A 14,998-nucleotide genomic window follows, 5' to 3' on the forward strand; every position below is an offset into this window, starting at 1 on the left:
GACCCGGTACTCGAGGCAGGATGGTCGTATGGAGTCGATTCAGACCGAGCGCGAAGACAAGTTCGACGTCGACGCACATTTCGAGTTGCCCACTCTCGCTTCGCTGGTGCCCACCGACGGGGTTCTGGCGTCGAGTGAGACCGATCTGATCAGCGAGTACTTCGACACTGCCGGTCACGATCTGTTGCGACGGGGAATCACGCTGCGGCGGCGCACCGGAGATTCCGACAACGGTTGGCATGCGAAGGTTCCAGCCGAGAAGGCGCGAACGGAGATTCGACTACCTCTCGGCAGTGGTGCCGACGACGTGGTGCCGGACGAGCTGGCCGACGTCCTTCGCGGTGCCGTGATGGGTGGGCAGTTGTCCGCGGTCGCGACCTTGACGACGCGTCGGACGGTGCATTCGGTGTCCGACTCGGACGGGGCGGTGGTTGCGGAGATCGCCGACGACGAGGTGTCGGTGGTCTTGATCGGCGGCGCGACGGGTCCGCGGTGGCGAGAGGTCGAGGTCGAACTCGGCCCTGCCGGCTCCGAGTCGTTTCTGAAGAAAGCCGGAAAGCTGCTGCGCGGTGCCGGTGCTCGCCCGTCGGCGCATCCGTCGAAGTTGGATCGGGCGCTGTCGGTGGTGCGCGAGGTGCCGGCCGACACCGGAGTTCAGCTGCTGACGGACTACCTCGACGAGCAGGTGCAGGCCATCGTCGCGGGTGATGTGTATCTGCGTCGCGGGTTGGATCCGATCCATTCCACCCGGGTGGCCATCAGACGGTATCGCAGCACTCTTCGGGTGTTCGGGAGTCTGTTCGAGGACGAGGCCGCAGCTCATCTGGAGGCCGAACTGTCTTGGTACGCAAATCTTCTGGGTGAGGTCCGAGACCGTCAGGTGCAGCGCGCCCGGTTCGCGGCGGCGCTGCGAGAACTGCCCTCCGAATTGGTGCTGGGGCCGGTGGCCTCGCGTATCGAGAACGATCTGCTGGCAGAGCAGATTCGGCATCGCGAAACGGCGATGGCCGAACTCGACGGCGACCGCTATCGCGCACTGCTGACGCAGTTGTCGGCGTGGTCGCGTGGACTGCCGATCGACGGCGAGGTCAACGACCGCCTGCTGGTCAAACTTGCGCGCAAGGCCGGGAAGAAGGCGATCGATCGTACGAAGAGTGCGGTGCTCGGTACCGACGACGAGGCATTGCACCGCGCTCGCAAGGCGTCGAAGCGAGCTCGGTACGCGGCCGAGCTGGTAGCGCCGGTGGTGGACAAGAAGGTCTCGAAGGCAAACATCAAGCGTTTCAAGATGATTCAGGAAGTACTCGGCGAGCATCAGGACGCGGTGATCGCGGCGGACATTCTGCGGACGCTGGGTGCGCGAGCAGGAACGACGGCAGGGGAGAACGGTTTCACGTTCGGTCTGCTCTTCGAGCGCGAGCGCCGCGCGGCAGAATCGGCCCGAGACGAGGCGAGCAAGCTGGAGTTCTGATCGTCGCTGAAAACAATTGAATTCCCCGTTTGACCTTCCGAAGGGTACTCTGAGTCGGAATTGGATTCGGGGGAGTCGACGATCATGTCCATAGCGCTCGGCGTACACGTCGGTGTCGAAGAAGTGTCGGCCGTTCTGGTCGAGGCCGATCTGCCCGAACTCGGGCCTATATCCACCCGCACTGTTTCTGTTGCCGCAGCTCCGGGCGGTGTCGGTGACGCTGTCACCACGATGCTCGGAATCATGAGGGTGCAGGCGGCCCAGAACGATCTGCACATCGTCGGTTCCGCGGTGGTCTGCGACAGCATCGCGCTCTGCGGAATCGTTCGCGCCGCCTTGGCTGCCCATGATGTTCGCGACGTCGGGGTGGTGGATGCCGGAGATCCGCGTTTGGACGCCGAGGTTCCGTTCGCAGTGGCAGCCGCACTGTTCGGTACCGCGACCGGCCCTGCGGCGTGGCGGGGCGAGCTGTCGGCTGACGGGCTCGAAGCGGGTGAGGACGTCGGAAGTCCGTTCGTTCGCGATCGGACGGACACCCCGCGCAGTGCGCGACTGACGATGATCGGTTTGGGTGTCGCAGTTCTGGCCGCGCTCAGCGGTGCGACGGTCTGGGCACTGGCGGCGACCGGCCCGGAGCAAAGTCCCGCGGTCGATACCGCAGACGCCATCGTCGTCGCCGAGACGCCGTCGTCGGCGACAGTCGTGGCCGATTCCACGGGCGCACCCCTCGATTCGTCGAGTGTTCCTTCCGTAGATCCGCGGGCCGTGGAGGCACCCCCGTTCGGACCGGTGCCGGTCGGCGCGTGGAGCGAACCACCACCGGCGGGCCTTGTGCCGACTCCGGTGGCCGAAGCGGCGTCGGGCACCGGTGGTTCGGGCGGCGGCGGCTCGGCCGACGGGGGGAGGCCCGACCGAGTGATCGTCGGCGGCGGCGGCAACTCGCCCTTTGATGACGAGGCGGGCGGTGGGCAAACTCCGACCAAGGATCCGAAGCCCGAGCCGGAACCCGAGCCCGAGATTCCGGACACGGATCCGCCCACGACCACCGTGGAGGTTCCGGTGACAACCGAGCCCACGTCCACCCCGGAGGAGCCTGCCGCGGAGCCCACGGTGGACCGATCCGAAGACGCTGTTCCATTGTGAGCGAGCGGGTTTGATACTCGGACAAGTCCTTCTTATGACGGGTGTGTGAATTCCTTTTCGACACCTGAACTTCTGCTCGGGCCTCGCTACGATCGGGTGATCGACCAGTAGACGGTGAGTATCCGATGACCGACAATCCCGCAGCAGAAGTGGTGACCCGCACGACGATCGACAGGGCAGTGGGTGTTCTCATCGCGCTGCGTGGCTGTAGTCCCGATGATGCGTTCGCGGAGTTGGCGGCGCACAGCTTCCGTTTCGATGTGTCTCTGGTGCAGTCGGCTCGTTCCATCGTTGCCGCCGCCCGTGGGATGGACTCGGCCAACGGTGTCGCCGGTGTGGCCATGACGTCGGCGCGGGAGGACTGGGGACCGCTGTTGGCCGACCGCCGTGATCCCTTCGATCACGTGGCCTGACGTCGGTCGCTGTGTCGACGAATCGCATAAAACAAACTTCGAGTTCAAATAAGTTGCTGTTTTGCTGTCCAGAAGGCGGTTCGAGGGCTACTATCGGCAGGTCGGAGTAGCTATTCGAGTCGAGGGAACATGAGAACAGTCCTTGGTGTCTCGGTGGGTTCTGCCACTGCCCGAGGGGTCGCCGTCGATGCGATCGACGAATCCGTGCGGTCGGCCCACATCGTGCACTCGTTCGACCCTGGCGACCATCTCCAGGTCGCCCTCGATCTGCTCGACTCGATGTCGCGCGATCAGATGGTCGAGCGAGCAGACATCGTCCTGGCCGTCCCCGACGATCCTGGTGCCCGTGGCCGGACGTCGGCCTACTCCACGTACGAGGCCGATCGTCTGCTGGTCGCGTCGGAACTCGGTGCTCAGCTGCGGTATCTGCGAGGCTCGGGTCAGCTCGAGGGCGCACGTACCGTCGCGATCTGCGACATCGGTGCGTCCGGCACCACGATGTCCATCGCAGACCCCGCTAGCGGCAGGGTTTTCAGCTCGGTGCGCACCACGCTGTTCGGCGGCATCGGTTGCGATGAGCAGATTTCGCGCTACTTGCTCTCTACCTTCGGAGCTGACGAGTTGGCGTCCGATCACGCGCGAGCGGACCTGATGGTCGCGATTCGCACGGCTCGGGAGCAACTGTCCAGGTTACGGGTGGCCGAGGTGGCCGGCCCGTTCGTCGGTGGTCCGGTTCGTTTGTGGCGCAACACCTTCGACGATGTACTCGAGCGCAGTATCGGTTCGCTCGAGGATTGGGTGGCCAGTGTCATCGTCGATGCTCCCTGTGCCGTGAACGCCTTGGTGATGGTCGGCGGCTGCGCCAACCTTCCGTCGCTTCGCCGGCTGTTTCGCCGCGATCTGATGTTACCGGTCATCGCGCCCGCGAATCCGGAGTCACTCACTGCTCACGGCGCTGCGCTGATGGCCGTCGATGCCGTTGCGTCGCGCCAACACCACCCGCGTGGGGCGATGAGCCGAGCCGGTGGGCTGTCGGCATCGGACGGGATGGTGGGCGTCGTGGGTTACAACGACGCCGCGCGACACCGTTCCGCTTGATCGACCATCCTGGCCAACCAGCGTCGTCGTTGGGTAGGTTTCTCGGGTAATGACGAACAGCAGGGGACGAGACGGTGGGTCAACAGTGGCAGAGCAGGTAGCGGAGTCCGGTGCGGTAGCAACCGACGAACAGGCATTCGACCCGGCGGAGCACGCACGGAGCATGGTCGGTTATCACTACCGCACCGAGGACTACTACGAGGTGGGTCGCGAGAAGATTCGTGAGTACGCCCGCGCGGTCCAGGATTTCCACCCCGCGCACTGGGACGGCGATGGCGCGGCCGCGCTGGGTCACAGCGCTCTCGTTGCACCTCTGACGTTCATGTCTCTGGTCGGCACACTCGCGCAGAAGAAGCTCCTCCAGTCCATCGCCGAGGGCTACGACCTGAGCCAGATTCTGCAGACCGACCAGGTGCTGGTGTTCCAGAAGCCGATCCTCGCCGGCGATCAGTTGACCTGCGATGTTTCCCTCGACGCGTTCAAGACGGTCATGGGCCGAGACATGATGGTCACCAAGAACGTCGTGTCCAACCAGAAGAACGAACTGGTGCAGACCACCTACACCACCCTGCTCGTCGGACGGTCCGGTGAAATCGACCCGGCCATCGCCGAGGCAGCTCGCAATATCGTGATGTTCGGTGCGACGACCGATACCAGCGGTGCCGATTCAAGTGAGCACGACACTCTGTCCACTCCGCAGGAGCACGAGCCGCTCATCGTCGAGGAGTACCGGGGCCAGCCGACGCAGAGGTTCGACGAGGTGAATGTCGGCGACGAGTTGCCCACGCGCACTGTGCGATTGACTCGCGGAGATCTCGTCAACTACGCCGGCGTCGCGGGTGATGCGAATCCGATTCACTGGGACGAGAAGTTCGCCAAGATGATCGACCTCGACAACGTCCTGGCGCACGGCATGCTCACGATGGGCGTCGGCGGTGGATACATCAGCGAGTGGCTCGGCGATCCGGGTGCCGTCAAGGATTACACCGTTCGCTTCACCACCCCGATCCCGGTGGACACGCACAAGCCGGCCGAAATCGTCTTCAGTGGCAAGATCAAGTCGAAGGACGAGGCCACTCGAACCGCAGTGGTGTCCATCGGTGCGACATTCGAGGGCAAGCGAATTTTCGGTCACCGCGCTACGGCAACAGTGCAATTGGGCTGAGATCACGCCCTGCGCCGCGTATCGGCTCCCCAGTTTTGGATTTCTGACTCCGATCGGCGTCGGTTATCCGAATGTGGGGAGCTGATGTGCAGATGCGCCGCGTTCAGGCCCCTACGAAGATGCAGAAGGGGTGGCCCGCCGGGTCAGCATAGATTCGGATCGGCTCCTCCGGATCGTCGTGTAGATCTCGCAGCAGTCGTGCGCCCAATTTCACTGCACGCGAATGTTCTTCGTCGAGTTCGGCCACGGTGCTCACCATGAAATCGAGGTGCGCCATCTGCGGGTGTTCGCCGTCCGGCCACGTTGCTTCGGGAAGAGTGTCGATCTGCTGGAACGCGATGCGCCACGAGCCGTCGGGTGCGTTGATGGCGAGCCAGTCCGGGTTCATCGGTTCGGCGTCGCCGGGAACGTACTCGAATCCCAGGAGTTGCCGATAGAACTCGGCGAGTTGGCGGGCGTCCGTGCAGTCGAGGACTACCTGGCGTACCGAAATGTTCATGATCCGCGTTTCTCCTTTGCGTGGTGTCGTGCCGCACGCGCTCTATTCCCACATGCGCTGCAACACCATTGCTGATTGGGCCGATCCTGCAGAAACAGTTGACCGCATCGCGGAGCGTCGCACAAGGCCAATCGTGTGCGATCAGGCCCATTGAGTAGATCGATGACGGCGGAAGCCGTACGCGCGCACAGTGATTCGACCGGATCTTCGGTTCCCACAACATCTCCGACGCCACCGCAGTCTCCGAGATCGAGCCGTCGGGTCACCGGATGGCGCCGGGCAATGCTGTCGATGTGGTCCACGCTTTCTCGCGGAACATCCATGTTCGACGCCACCGCCCGCAGTAGCGACAGCATGTGATCGCGCGTCACCTTGAATGTGTCGATGTCGGCATCGGCGGGGATGACCTCGGGTACTCGTGCACCCTGTAGTTCGGCCCAGGCCTGGAGGTCGGCGACCGAGTCGATCAAATCGGCGTAGACGCTGCGCTGCAACTGCACGGTGTTGACCACGTCGAGGGCGAAGTGATCGCCGAGCCAGTGCCAATCCATACGTCAAACTCTAACGGTTTACTAATCGAAAAGCATCAGATACGGTCGAGGCAATGACGGACATTCAATGGTTACCGTTCCTCGGCGTCGTGCTCCTGGCCTACGCGATACCCGGTCCTGACTTCGCGGTGGTGGTCCGAGCGGCGGCGAGCAGCCGCGCCGCAGGGTGGCGAGCGGGCCTCGGCGCGCAGACCGGACTGTGCGTGCACATGGTCGCAGCAGTGGTGGGGCTGTCGCTGCTCATCTCTCGATCACCGACCGCGCTGAACATTCTCCAGATTCTCGGGGGTCTCTACCTGGTGTGGCTGGGTATCTCGGCGCTGCGGCAGGCGTCGTCGGAGGGGAGTGTGACGTCCGATGTGCGTTGGTTTCGCATGGGTCTGGTGACGAACCTGCTCAATCCCAAAGCCGTTCTGTTCTTCGTCGCGCTCCTGCCGCAGTTCGTCGATGCCGACGGAGCACTTCCCCTTCAGATCGGTGTACTCGGAATCGTCGATGTGGCAATCGGATTGGCAGTCTGGGCGGTGGTTACCGCGGCTGTGGGCCGCCTGGCCGACGGTTCGTCGAACTCGACATTCTGGAACCGAGTGGTCGGGTTTTTGTTCATCGGTATCGGAGTCGCACTCGCCGTCGAGGCGGTGTGACCCACAGGATGCCGCCGACGCGTGCGAAAAAATCAGCGAACGATCCCGATGTTCGGATCGTATTCGGTAGTCCGGCAGCCATCAGGCAATGCGCACTCGCAGCTCGTTCATCGGCACTTCGGAACCGCGGTCGTCGGTGACGCGTACGCGGACGGGCTCGCCGTGTGAATCGACCACGTCGAGCGGTCCGTCGTCGTCTTGCAGGTATTGGTCGCCCCACTGCATCAGTCCGAGTACGACGGGCAGCAGATCCTCGCCCATCGTCGTCAGAACGTATTCGTAGCGCGTTCTGCCCTTGTCCGGTCGGTAGGGCTGTTTGACGAAGATGCCGACGTCCACCAGCTCTTTGAGTCGGGCCGCACTGCTGGCGTCGGTGATACCGACGCGTCGGCTGAAGTCGTCGAAGCGGGTGGTTCTGTAGAAGGCTTCGCGCAGGATGAGCATGGTCGATCGCGTGCCGACCACGGACAAGGCGCGCGCAATGGAGCATCGGTCGCCTGCTGTCCAGGTGCCGAGGTCGGACAGTGGTCCGTCCATGTGGAGGGGCATGCCACGATCCTACTGACTTTACAAAACTATAGCTAGCTCGTACGGTGGTGACAGCGATCCGATAGGAACGGATCGATCAGACAAGAAGCCGTCATGAGAGACGCAGTCATCGTCGAGGCAGTCAGAACCCCGGTCGGACGGGGCAAAGCGAACGGCACGTTGCATCCCGAGCATCCAGTCGACCTGATGGCCCACAGTCTGCGGGAAGTAGTGCAGCGCAGTGGGATAGACCCGAATGAGATCGACGATGTCATCGGCGGAGTTGTCACCGCAGTAGGGGATCAGGCGTCGAACATGACTCGGCGCGCGGCGCTGGCGGCGGGCTATCCGGAATCGGTGCCCGCAACCACTGTCGACCGACAGTGTGGAAGTAGCCAACAAGCAATACATTTCGCCGCGCAGGGTGTCATCTCCGGTGCTTACGATCTGGCCGTGGCTACCGGCTCGGAGTCGATGAGCCGCATTCCGATGGGTTCGAATCTGGTCGGAACCGAGGATCCGGCAGGTGTCGGTTTCACCGAGAGGTACCCGGAAGGGCTGGTGCCGCAGGGAATAAGTGCCGAATTGATCGCGGCGAAGTGGGGTATCAGCCGCACCGAGATGGACGAGTTTGCTCTGTCGAGTCATGCGAAGGCTGCCGCAGCCACCGAAGAGGGGCGCTTCAAGCGGGAGATCACCGCAATCCGCGGGCTCGACCGTGACGAGGGAATCCGCACCGGATCCACTCTCGATGCGCTGGCGGGACTGCGACCGGCCTACTACAGCGACGCCATGGCGCAGCGGTTCCCGGAAATCGGTTGGAACATCACCGCGGGCAACGCAAGTCAGGTCAACGACGGTAGTGCAGCCGTCATGATCACGACCAGCGACAAGGCTCGACAGCTCGGACTCACCCCGAGGGCCAGGCTGCACAGCTTCGCCGTGGTAGGCGACGATCCGCTGATGATGCTCACCGCAGTCATCCCGGCGACAAAGAAGGTGCTCGCCAAAGCCGGGCTGACCATGAACGACATCGACCTGTTCGAGGTGAACGAGGCCTTCGCATCCGTGGTGCTCGCGTGGGCCAAAGAGACCGGCGCGGACCTGAACAAGGTCAACGTCAACGGGGGAGCCATCGCCATCGGTCATCCCCTCGGAGGCAGCGGTGCCCGCATCATGACAACCATGGTTCACGCACTCGCCGAGCGCGAGCAGCGATTCGGATTGCAGGTGATGTGCGAGGCGGGTGGACTCTCGAACGCCACCATCATCGAGCGCCTGTAGTGCGGCGGAGCCGCACTCACTCCCAGCTGGAGACGACTTTGCGTGTCGGTCGTTCGTTGCTGTTGGAGAACAGGTGTGGGCTCTTGCTCTTGATGTATTCGACATCGGCGAACACGGCACGCAGATGCTCGCGCATCGACCGGGCGGCGGCCTCGAAGTCTCGTGCTTCGAGGCCGTCGACTATTGCGGTGTGTTGTTCGATGAGGTCGGGAATGGGTCGGGTGTCACGCAGCCCCAGTCGTCGTGCTCGGTCCAGATGAGCCTTCGCCGACTCGACGGACCGCCAGGCGGCAGAGTGTCCGCCGGCTGCGAGGAGCAGTTGGTGGAATTGCTCGTCCAACTCGAAGAACTGGTCCATGTCGATTTCGGGCTCGGCCTGCGCAACGAGATTTGCTCGCAACGCGGCCAGATCCTCGTCCGACCGAGACGTGACCGCATCGCTGAGCGACGCGGTTTCTATTGCCTCCCGGACGAATTGGGCATCGGCAACACGCTCGGTGTCGACGCGTGAGACGAATGTGCCGAGTTGCGGAAAGACCTGAACCAGGCCCTCTTCGGCCAGCAGGATCAAGCTCTCGCGGACGGGTGTGCGGCTCACGGACATCTGCTCGGCAAGTTCGTTCTCCGACAGCGGGCTACCCGGGGGGAGCGTCAAGGACACGATGCGTAGGCGTAATTCTCTGTACGCCCGCTCTCGTGCGGTGACTTTCCTGCTGCTCTGTGTGCTCACCGGTCAAGACTAACGCGGGGTGCCGGGTGACCCGCAGTGCCGAACCCTTGACGAAGTGGCCGCCGTCACTAGTATGGTAGTACTGATATTCAAGGAACTACGGCGGAGGCTCTACAGCGATGGCAGTGATCAGCGGCAACGACGAGGCGGCCGTTCTGCACGGTCCACGTGACCTGAGGATCGAGAAGATCGACCGTATGCAGGTCGGCGACGGCCAGGTCAGGGTGGAGGTGCACGGCGTGAGCCTGTGTGGCTCGGACCTGCACTACTACGCCGACGGCCGCAACGGCTCCAACTCGCTGACACAGCCCACCGTATTGGGGCACGAGGGATTCGGGGTCATCACCGAGGTCGGCGCGGGCGTGTCTCAGGACCGAATCGGCCAGCGAGTGGCCATCGAGCCCGCGGTTCCGAACGGCACCTCGCCGCTGAGCCTGAGCGGTCACTACAACGTCTGCCCCAGCGTCGTCTGCTTCGGATCCCCACCGAATCACGGACTGCTGCGGCAATCTGTTGTCCTGACATCCGAATTCGCGCACCCGCTCCCGGATTCGATCGACGACGGCGTCGCTGCGCTGATCGAGCCCTTGGCCGTCGCAGCGTGGGCCGCAGCCAGGGTCGGGTCGGTGTTGGGCAAGCGCATCGCGATCACCGGCGCCGGGCCCATCGGACTGCTGGTTCTGCAGACGGTCATTGCCCTGGGCGCATCGGAGACGACCATCACCGACGTCGCACCCGCGCGGCTCGAGGTTGCGGCAGCGCTCGGTGCCACCACGACGTTGCGCTCGGGCGAAGATGCACTGCCCGAGGGCGCTTTCGACATCGCTTTCGACTGCTCGGGTCATCCCGGAGCCATTGCCGACGCAGCACGCTCCCTCGGCCCGGCAGGCATCCTGGCTCTCGTCGGCGTGCCGGGACGCGCGGTCGCCGAATTCCCCATCGGAGCAGTGCAACGCTGGGAGCTCGATATCCGCGGGTGCTTCCGCTATGGCCCTTCGGCATTCGCCGACGCGATCGCACTCGCCGGATCGGCGCGAGTGGACCTCGCGGCACTCGTCACATCGACGTACCCGTTGGCCGAATCGGCTGCAGCGCTCGAGGCCGCGCTCACCGACCCCACCCAGCTCAAGATCGTCATCGACACCACTTCGCAAGGACCGCAATGAAAATCATCGACGCCACCGTCATCGTGACGGCTCCGGGCCGTAACTACGTCACGCTCAAGATCACCACCGACGAGGGCATCGTCGGGTGGGGTGATGCGACTCTGAACGGACGCGAGCTCGCGGTCGAGTCATACCTGAAGGACCACATTGCGCCGCTCCTGATCGGACGCGACCCACATCGGATCGAAGACATCTGGCAGTACCTGTACAAGGGTGCCTACTGGCGGCGTGGTCCGGTGACGATGACGGCCATCGCAGCGGTCGACGTCGCACTGTGGGACATCAAGGGCAAGGCCGCCGATATGCCGGTCTACCAGCTCCTCGGTGGTGCTGCACGAGACGGGATCATGGTCTACGGTCACGCCAGCGGCGGCAGCATCGAAGAGATGCTCGACGACGTCCAAGCTCACCTCGACAAGGGCTACAAAGCAATTCGTGCCCAGTCGGCCATTCCCGGTCTGAAGAAGACCTACGGAATTCCGGTCGACGGCTTCTACGAACCCGCATCCGGCTCTGCGCCGCAGGAGGATTCGTGGGACACCGCCCCGTACATGAGGTTCGCGCCCCAGATGCTCGGTGCCGTCCGAGAACGTCACGGGTTCGACTTCCATCTGCTGCACGACGTGCATCATCGCCTGAGTCCGATCGAAGCGGGACGACTCGGGCGAGACCTCGAAGAGATGCGCATGTTCTGGATCGAAGATCCCACCCCCGCCGAGGATCAGAGCGCCTTCGCCGTCATTCGTCAGCACACCACCACCCCGATTGCCGTCGGAGAGATCTTCAACTCGATCTGGGACTGCCAGGATCTGATCACCAACCGGTGGATCGACTACATCCGTGCGTCGGTCTCGCACGCCGGCGGTATCACCCATCTGCGCAGAATCTTCTCGCTGGCCGATCTGTACGGCGTTCGATCGGGATCTCATGGTGCGGGCGATCTTTCACCGGTATCTCTCGCTGCCGCGTTGCACGTGGATCTGTCGATTCCCAACTTCGGAGTGCAGGAGTACATGGGTCACGTCGACCCGACGGGCGACGTGTTCCAGACGAGCTACACCTTCACCGACGGCTTCATGCATCCGGGAAACCAGCCGGGCATCGGCGTCGAGGTCGACGAAGAGGCTGCCGCGAAGTACCCGTACAACCCCAAGTATCTGCCCGTCAATCGCCGTCTCGACGGCAGTATGCACGATTGGTGAAGCGACACATGACCACAACGCAGTTCGATGTAGTCCTGCTCGGCGAGCCGCTCGTCGAGGTCTCGACTACCGAGGCCTTTCGGCACGGAGCAGACGGTGTGCTCGGAGTATCGGGAGATGTCGTCAACGCAGGTGCCGCGGTTGCTGCTGCGGGTGCTTCGGTGGCCCTCGTCGCGCGGGTATCCGACGACGAGCTCGGCGACGCTGTCTGTCGGCGAATTCGTGAGCTCGGCATCGATGACACCTACATTCGGCGAGTCCCCGGCCAGCAGGGTGTCTACTTCCTGCACATCGATCCGGAGGGCAATCGTCAGTTCTCCTATGCCCGAGCCGGTTCGGTGGGCAGCCAGCTCGACGTGGCGGACCTGCCCGAGGGCGTGATCGAGCATGCGGGTGCTGTCTTGGGCGGCGGAATCGCTGCGGCACTGTCGCCGACCCTCGCCCGCACGATGCTGCACGTGGCGCAGCATTCGGGCAGATTCGTCTACGACCCCAACTTCCGGCCCCGGTTGACGACGGCCGATCAGGCACGCGACTTCCTGCAGAACATTGCCCCCTACTGCGAGGTGATGGTGCCGTCGGCGCCGAGTGAGATCGAATTGCTTCTCGGCACAGACGATCCGGCGAGTGCTGCGGCGTCCCTGATGGGCTGGGGTGCGCGATCTGTGGTGGTCACCCAGGGTTCCGAAGGGTCCAGCATCTTCACCGAGGAGGGACGGTCCCATCAGCCGGTGATTCCGGCCCTCCAGGTGATCGATCAGACCGGTGCCGGTGACGTGTTCGCCGGCACCCTGACGGCGCGTCTCGCTCTCGGCGACGATCTTCGCGAGGCGGCGGCCATGGCTGCGGCAGCGGCATCGCTGAGCGTCGGTGGACGCGGCGGCACCGGTCTCATTGCACCGCTCGACGAGATCCGCCGCCACAGTGAGCGATACCTCAACGAGCGAGTAGCGACATGACGGCGTCCACACGGTTGTCCGACGCGACGGCCACGGTCGCCCGTCCCACCTCCAGCGGAATCGTGCATCTCGGCGTCGGAGCGTTCCACCGGGCGCATCAGGCAGCGTTCACCTACGAGGCCGCACTGTTGACCGGGGAAACGAACTGGGGCATCACGGGTTTCACTCAGCGAAGCAATACCGTGGTGGAGCAGCTCGCCCCGCAGGACGGGTTGTTCACCTTGGTGCAGAAGGGGATCGAGCAGACTACGGCCACCGTCGTCGGCTCGATGCTCGACGTACGAAACGCAACCGCGAACCCCGACGCGGTTGTCGAGGCCATCGCCGATCCGGCAACGCACATCGTCACTCTGACGGTCACCGAGAAGGGATATCGGCTCGACCCTGCGTCGGGCCGACTGCGTCTGGACGATCCGGAGATCGTGGCCGATCTGAGCGGTAGGCCGCCGCGTACGGTGGTCGGGCAGTTGGTGGCGGGGTTGGCTCGGCGCATCGCAGGCGATTCGCCTGTCACGGTGCTGTGCTGCGACAACCTGCCGTCGAACGGTCGAATTCTGTCCGAGCTGGTCCATGCTTTCGTCGCTGCCCGTGGCCGCGACGACGGCCTGGCCGAATGGATCAGGCGTCGAGTCACGTTCCCCAGCAGCATGGTCGATCGAATCGTGCCCGCTACCACTGACGACGACAGGGCGGACAACGAGCGAAGAACCGGCCTACGCGACGACGCTCTGGTGGTGTGCGAGCCGTTTCGGCAGTGGGTGATCGAAGACGATTTCGCAGGTCCTCGTCCAGCGTGGGAACGGGTGGGTGTGCAGTTCGTCGAGGACGTGGAGCCCTGGGAGACGATGAAGCTGCGCGTGCTCAACGGCACCCACTCGGTGCTGGCGTACCTCGGCATCCTCCGTGGGCACAGCACCATCGCCGAGGCTGTCGGGGATCCGGTGCTCTACGAGATCTGCCGGACCATGGTTCTCCGAGACGTCGCACCGACGGTGGCGGCCGGAATGGACGCTGTCGGGTACGGCGACGAGGTCCGTGTGCGATTCGCCAATCCCGCCCTGAAACACACCACCCGGCAGGTAGCGATGGACGGATCACAGAAGCTCGGTCCGCGTCTATTGGGGACCGTGCGTGACGCAACGTCCGCCGGTGGCTCGACGGGCATGCTCGCTCTCGCCGTCGGGGCCTGGTGCGCCTTCGTGCTCGAGGAAGCGAAAGCGGGACGTGTGCTGGACGATCCGTTGTCGACACAGCTGTCTCGTGCCGGATCGGCGTCGGACCTGCTCGATATCGACTCCATTTTCGGGCCCGATCTCGGGGCCACTTCACCGTTCGGCACGCAGGTCGTTGCGTGGACCGACTTCCTACGGACCGACTCGCTGAGCGAGTGGAAACGAGTGTCGACATGACCTCCGAGCCCACGACTTCTGTCGAAAGCCTCACCGCTCGTGATGTATTGCGCGTGAGCCCTGTTATACCGGTTGTCGTCATCGATCGGGTCGAGGATGCAGTTCCGCTGGCTCGGGCTCTGTATGCCGGCGGTATCGGCATCATCGAGATGACGCTGCGTTCGGAGGCCGCGCTCGGTGCCATCGCAGCAATTGCTGCGAACGTGCCGGAAGTAGTCATCGGGGCGGGAACGGTACTGACCCGCGAGGACGCACTGAGATCGGTGGATGCCGGCTCACGATTCCTGGTCTCGCCCGGATCCCCGAAGGGCCTGCTCGACGCGGCTCGCGCGCTACCGGTTCCGCTTCTGGCGGGAGTGTCGACTGCGACCGAAGCGATGACGGTTGCCGAGGGCGGATCGACCGAGATGAAGTTCTTCCCGGCCGAGTCGTCGGGAGGTGCATCGGCGCTGGGGGCGCTGGCGGGTCCATTGCCGCACTTGACGTTCTGCCCCACCGGCGGAATCACTCCGCAGAACGCCGTCGACTACTTGGCGCTGCCGAACGTGGTGTGCGTCGGCGGTAGCTGGCTCACGCCTCGCTCGCTCGTGCAGGCGGGGAACTGGGCCGTCATCGAGGAACTGGCCCGCTCTGCGAGTGCGTTGTCCAGCGCCTAGTTCGGTTCGCGAAAGGTCATTGACGGATTGGTATAACAGTGCTTGTATATCACTGTGGCGAGCGCCACCAACGGCCCTCG

At 63.9% G+C, this 14,998-nt stretch carries 16 protein-coding genes; 12 read left to right on the forward strand and 4 right to left on the reverse strand.

Features of this window, described 5'->3' with window-relative positions; genetic code table 11:
- Nucleotides 1–28: 28 nt before the first annotated feature.
- From QM797_RS05265 to QM797_RS05285, 5 genes are all read left to right on the forward strand, one after another.
- Nucleotides 29–1,471: a CYTH and CHAD domain-containing protein gene (locus tag QM797_RS05265; protein WP_283274096.1), complete on the forward strand. Its 1,443-nt coding sequence runs from the start codon at nucleotides 29–31 to the stop codon at nucleotides 1,469–1,471.
- Nucleotides 1,472–1,555: 84 nt separating this feature from the next.
- Nucleotides 1,556–2,614, forward strand: coding sequence for a hypothetical protein (locus QM797_RS05270; protein WP_283274099.1), 1,059 nt, complete (start codon nucleotides 1,556–1,558; stop codon nucleotides 2,612–2,614).
- A 125-nt stretch (nucleotides 2,615–2,739) separates the two neighbouring features.
- On the forward strand, nucleotides 2,740–3,027 hold the full coding sequence (locus tag QM797_RS05275; protein WP_283274100.1) for an ANTAR domain-containing protein: 288 nt from the start codon (nucleotides 2,740–2,742) through the stop codon (nucleotides 3,025–3,027).
- A gap of 129 nt (nucleotides 3,028–3,156) precedes the next feature.
- On the forward strand, nucleotides 3,157–4,125 hold the full coding sequence (locus QM797_RS05280; protein WP_283274102.1) for an Hsp70 family protein: 969 nt from the start codon (nucleotides 3,157–3,159) through the stop codon (nucleotides 4,123–4,125).
- Between the two features lie 49 nt (nucleotides 4,126–4,174).
- Complete coding sequence (locus tag QM797_RS05285) at nucleotides 4,175–5,290, forward strand: fused (3R)-hydroxyacyl-ACP dehydratase subunits HadA/HadB (RefSeq protein WP_283274103.1); 1,116 nt, start codon at nucleotides 4,175–4,177, stop codon at nucleotides 5,288–5,290.
- A gap of 103 nt (nucleotides 5,291–5,393) precedes the next feature.
- Here the strand turns inward: QM797_RS05285 and QM797_RS05290 are convergent, their stop codons facing one another.
- A complete protein-coding gene (locus QM797_RS05290) occupies nucleotides 5,394–5,789 on the reverse strand; it encodes a VOC family protein (protein ID WP_283274104.1) in 396 nt (131 codons plus the stop codon).
- Nucleotides 5,786–6,340 carry a CGNR zinc finger domain-containing protein gene (locus tag QM797_RS05295; RefSeq protein WP_283274105.1) on the reverse strand — a complete coding sequence of 185 codons (555 nt, stop codon included), beginning with the start codon at nucleotides 6,338–6,340 and terminating at the stop codon, nucleotides 5,786–5,788. The genes QM797_RS05290 and QM797_RS05295 overlap by 4 nt, the downstream gene beginning before the upstream one ends.
- Before the next feature lie 53 nt (nucleotides 6,341–6,393).
- On the opposite strand from QM797_RS05295, the gene QM797_RS05300 reads away from it, so the two are divergent.
- On the forward strand, nucleotides 6,394–6,984 hold the full coding sequence (locus tag QM797_RS05300) for a LysE family translocator (protein WP_283274106.1): 591 nt from the start codon (nucleotides 6,394–6,396) through the stop codon (nucleotides 6,982–6,984).
- Between the two features lie 81 nt (nucleotides 6,985–7,065).
- On the opposite strand, the gene QM797_RS05305 is transcribed toward QM797_RS05300, so the two are convergent.
- Nucleotides 7,066–7,533 carry a winged helix-turn-helix transcriptional regulator gene (locus QM797_RS05305; protein WP_283274107.1) on the reverse strand — a complete coding sequence of 156 codons (468 nt, stop codon included), beginning with the start codon at nucleotides 7,531–7,533 and terminating at the stop codon, nucleotides 7,066–7,068.
- Between the two features lie 93 nt (nucleotides 7,534–7,626).
- Between QM797_RS05305 and QM797_RS05310 the strand changes: the two genes are divergently transcribed.
- Nucleotides 7,627–8,796 (forward strand): thiolase family protein, encoded by a 1,170-nt coding sequence (locus QM797_RS05310; RefSeq protein ID WP_283274108.1) that lies wholly within the window; start codon nucleotides 7,627–7,629, stop codon nucleotides 8,794–8,796.
- Nucleotides 8,797–8,812: 16 nt separating this feature from the next.
- On the opposite strand, the gene QM797_RS05315 is transcribed toward QM797_RS05310, so the two are convergent.
- A complete protein-coding gene (locus tag QM797_RS05315) occupies nucleotides 8,813–9,526 on the reverse strand; it encodes a GntR family transcriptional regulator (protein ID WP_283274109.1) in 714 nt (237 codons plus the stop codon).
- Between the two features lie 119 nt (nucleotides 9,527–9,645).
- On the opposite strand from QM797_RS05315, the gene QM797_RS05320 reads away from it, so the two are divergent.
- Genes QM797_RS05320 through eda form a run of 5 tightly spaced genes read left to right on the forward strand, consistent with a single transcriptional unit; the run spans nucleotide 9,646 to nucleotide 14,918 of the window.
- Entirely contained in the window at nucleotides 9,646–10,692 is a 1,047-nt protein-coding gene (locus QM797_RS05320) for an alcohol dehydrogenase catalytic domain-containing protein (protein WP_283274110.1), read from the forward strand.
- Nucleotides 10,689–11,894, forward strand: coding sequence for a D-mannonate dehydratase ManD (gene manD, locus QM797_RS05325; RefSeq protein ID WP_283274111.1), 1,206 nt, complete (start codon nucleotides 10,689–10,691; stop codon nucleotides 11,892–11,894). The genes QM797_RS05320 and manD overlap by 4 nt, the downstream gene beginning before the upstream one ends.
- Before the next feature lie 8 nt (nucleotides 11,895–11,902).
- Complete coding sequence (locus tag QM797_RS05330; RefSeq protein ID WP_283274113.1) at nucleotides 11,903–12,853, forward strand: sugar kinase; 951 nt, start codon at nucleotides 11,903–11,905, stop codon at nucleotides 12,851–12,853.
- Complete coding sequence (locus QM797_RS05335; RefSeq protein ID WP_283274115.1) at nucleotides 12,850–14,262, forward strand: mannitol dehydrogenase family protein; 1,413 nt, start codon at nucleotides 12,850–12,852, stop codon at nucleotides 14,260–14,262. The genes QM797_RS05330 and QM797_RS05335 overlap by 4 nt, the downstream gene beginning before the upstream one ends.
- A complete protein-coding gene (eda, locus tag QM797_RS05340; protein ID WP_283274116.1) occupies nucleotides 14,259–14,918 on the forward strand; it encodes a bifunctional 4-hydroxy-2-oxoglutarate aldolase/2-dehydro-3-deoxy-phosphogluconate aldolase in 660 nt (219 codons plus the stop codon). Before QM797_RS05335 ends, eda begins: the two co-directional genes overlap by 4 nt.
- The last annotated feature ends 80 nt before the right edge of the window (nucleotides 14,919–14,998 follow it).

The sequence above is a fragment of the Rhodococcus sp. IEGM 1381 genome, from assembly GCF_030056795.1.
Classification (GTDB): Bacteria; Actinomycetota; Actinomycetes; order Mycobacteriales; family Mycobacteriaceae; genus Rhodococcoides.

What these genes read in the sequence shown, in the direction of transcription:
- QM797_RS05265 (WP_283274096.1), top strand. Translation starts at nt 29, where the DNA reads ATGGAGTCGATTCAGACCGAGCGCGAAGACAAGTTCGACGTCGACGCA.
- QM797_RS05270 (WP_283274099.1), top strand. Translation starts at nt 1,556, where the DNA reads ATGTCCATAGCGCTCGGCGTACACGTCGGTGTCGAAGAAGTGTCGGCC.
- QM797_RS05275 (WP_283274100.1), top strand. Translation starts at nt 2,740, where the DNA reads ATGACCGACAATCCCGCAGCAGAAGTGGTGACCCGCACGACGATCGAC.
- QM797_RS05280 (WP_283274102.1), top strand. Translation starts at nt 3,157, where the DNA reads ATGAGAACAGTCCTTGGTGTCTCGGTGGGTTCTGCCACTGCCCGAGGG.
- QM797_RS05285 (WP_283274103.1), top strand. Translation starts at nt 4,175, where the DNA reads ATGACGAACAGCAGGGGACGAGACGGTGGGTCAACAGTGGCAGAGCAG.
- QM797_RS05290 (WP_283274104.1), bottom strand. Translation starts at nt 5,789, where the DNA reads ATGAACATTTCGGTACGCCAGGTAGTCCTCGACTGCACGGACGCCCGC.
- QM797_RS05295 (WP_283274105.1), bottom strand. Translation starts at nt 6,340, where the DNA reads ATGGATTGGCACTGGCTCGGCGATCACTTCGCCCTCGACGTGGTCAAC.
- QM797_RS05300 (WP_283274106.1), top strand. Translation starts at nt 6,394, where the DNA reads ATGACGGACATTCAATGGTTACCGTTCCTCGGCGTCGTGCTCCTGGCC.
- QM797_RS05305 (WP_283274107.1), bottom strand. Translation starts at nt 7,533, where the DNA reads ATGCCCCTCCACATGGACGGACCACTGTCCGACCTCGGCACCTGGACA.
- QM797_RS05310 (WP_283274108.1), top strand. Translation starts at nt 7,627, where the DNA reads ATGAGAGACGCAGTCATCGTCGAGGCAGTCAGAACCCCGGTCGGACGG.
- QM797_RS05320 (WP_283274110.1), top strand. Translation starts at nt 9,646, where the DNA reads ATGGCAGTGATCAGCGGCAACGACGAGGCGGCCGTTCTGCACGGTCCA.
- manD (WP_283274111.1), top strand. Translation starts at nt 10,689, where the DNA reads ATGAAAATCATCGACGCCACCGTCATCGTGACGGCTCCGGGCCGTAAC.
- QM797_RS05330 (WP_283274113.1), top strand. Translation starts at nt 11,903, where the DNA reads ATGACCACAACGCAGTTCGATGTAGTCCTGCTCGGCGAGCCGCTCGTC.
- QM797_RS05335 (WP_283274115.1), top strand. Translation starts at nt 12,850, where the DNA reads ATGACGGCGTCCACACGGTTGTCCGACGCGACGGCCACGGTCGCCCGT.
- eda (WP_283274116.1), top strand. Translation starts at nt 14,259, where the DNA reads ATGACCTCCGAGCCCACGACTTCTGTCGAAAGCCTCACCGCTCGTGAT.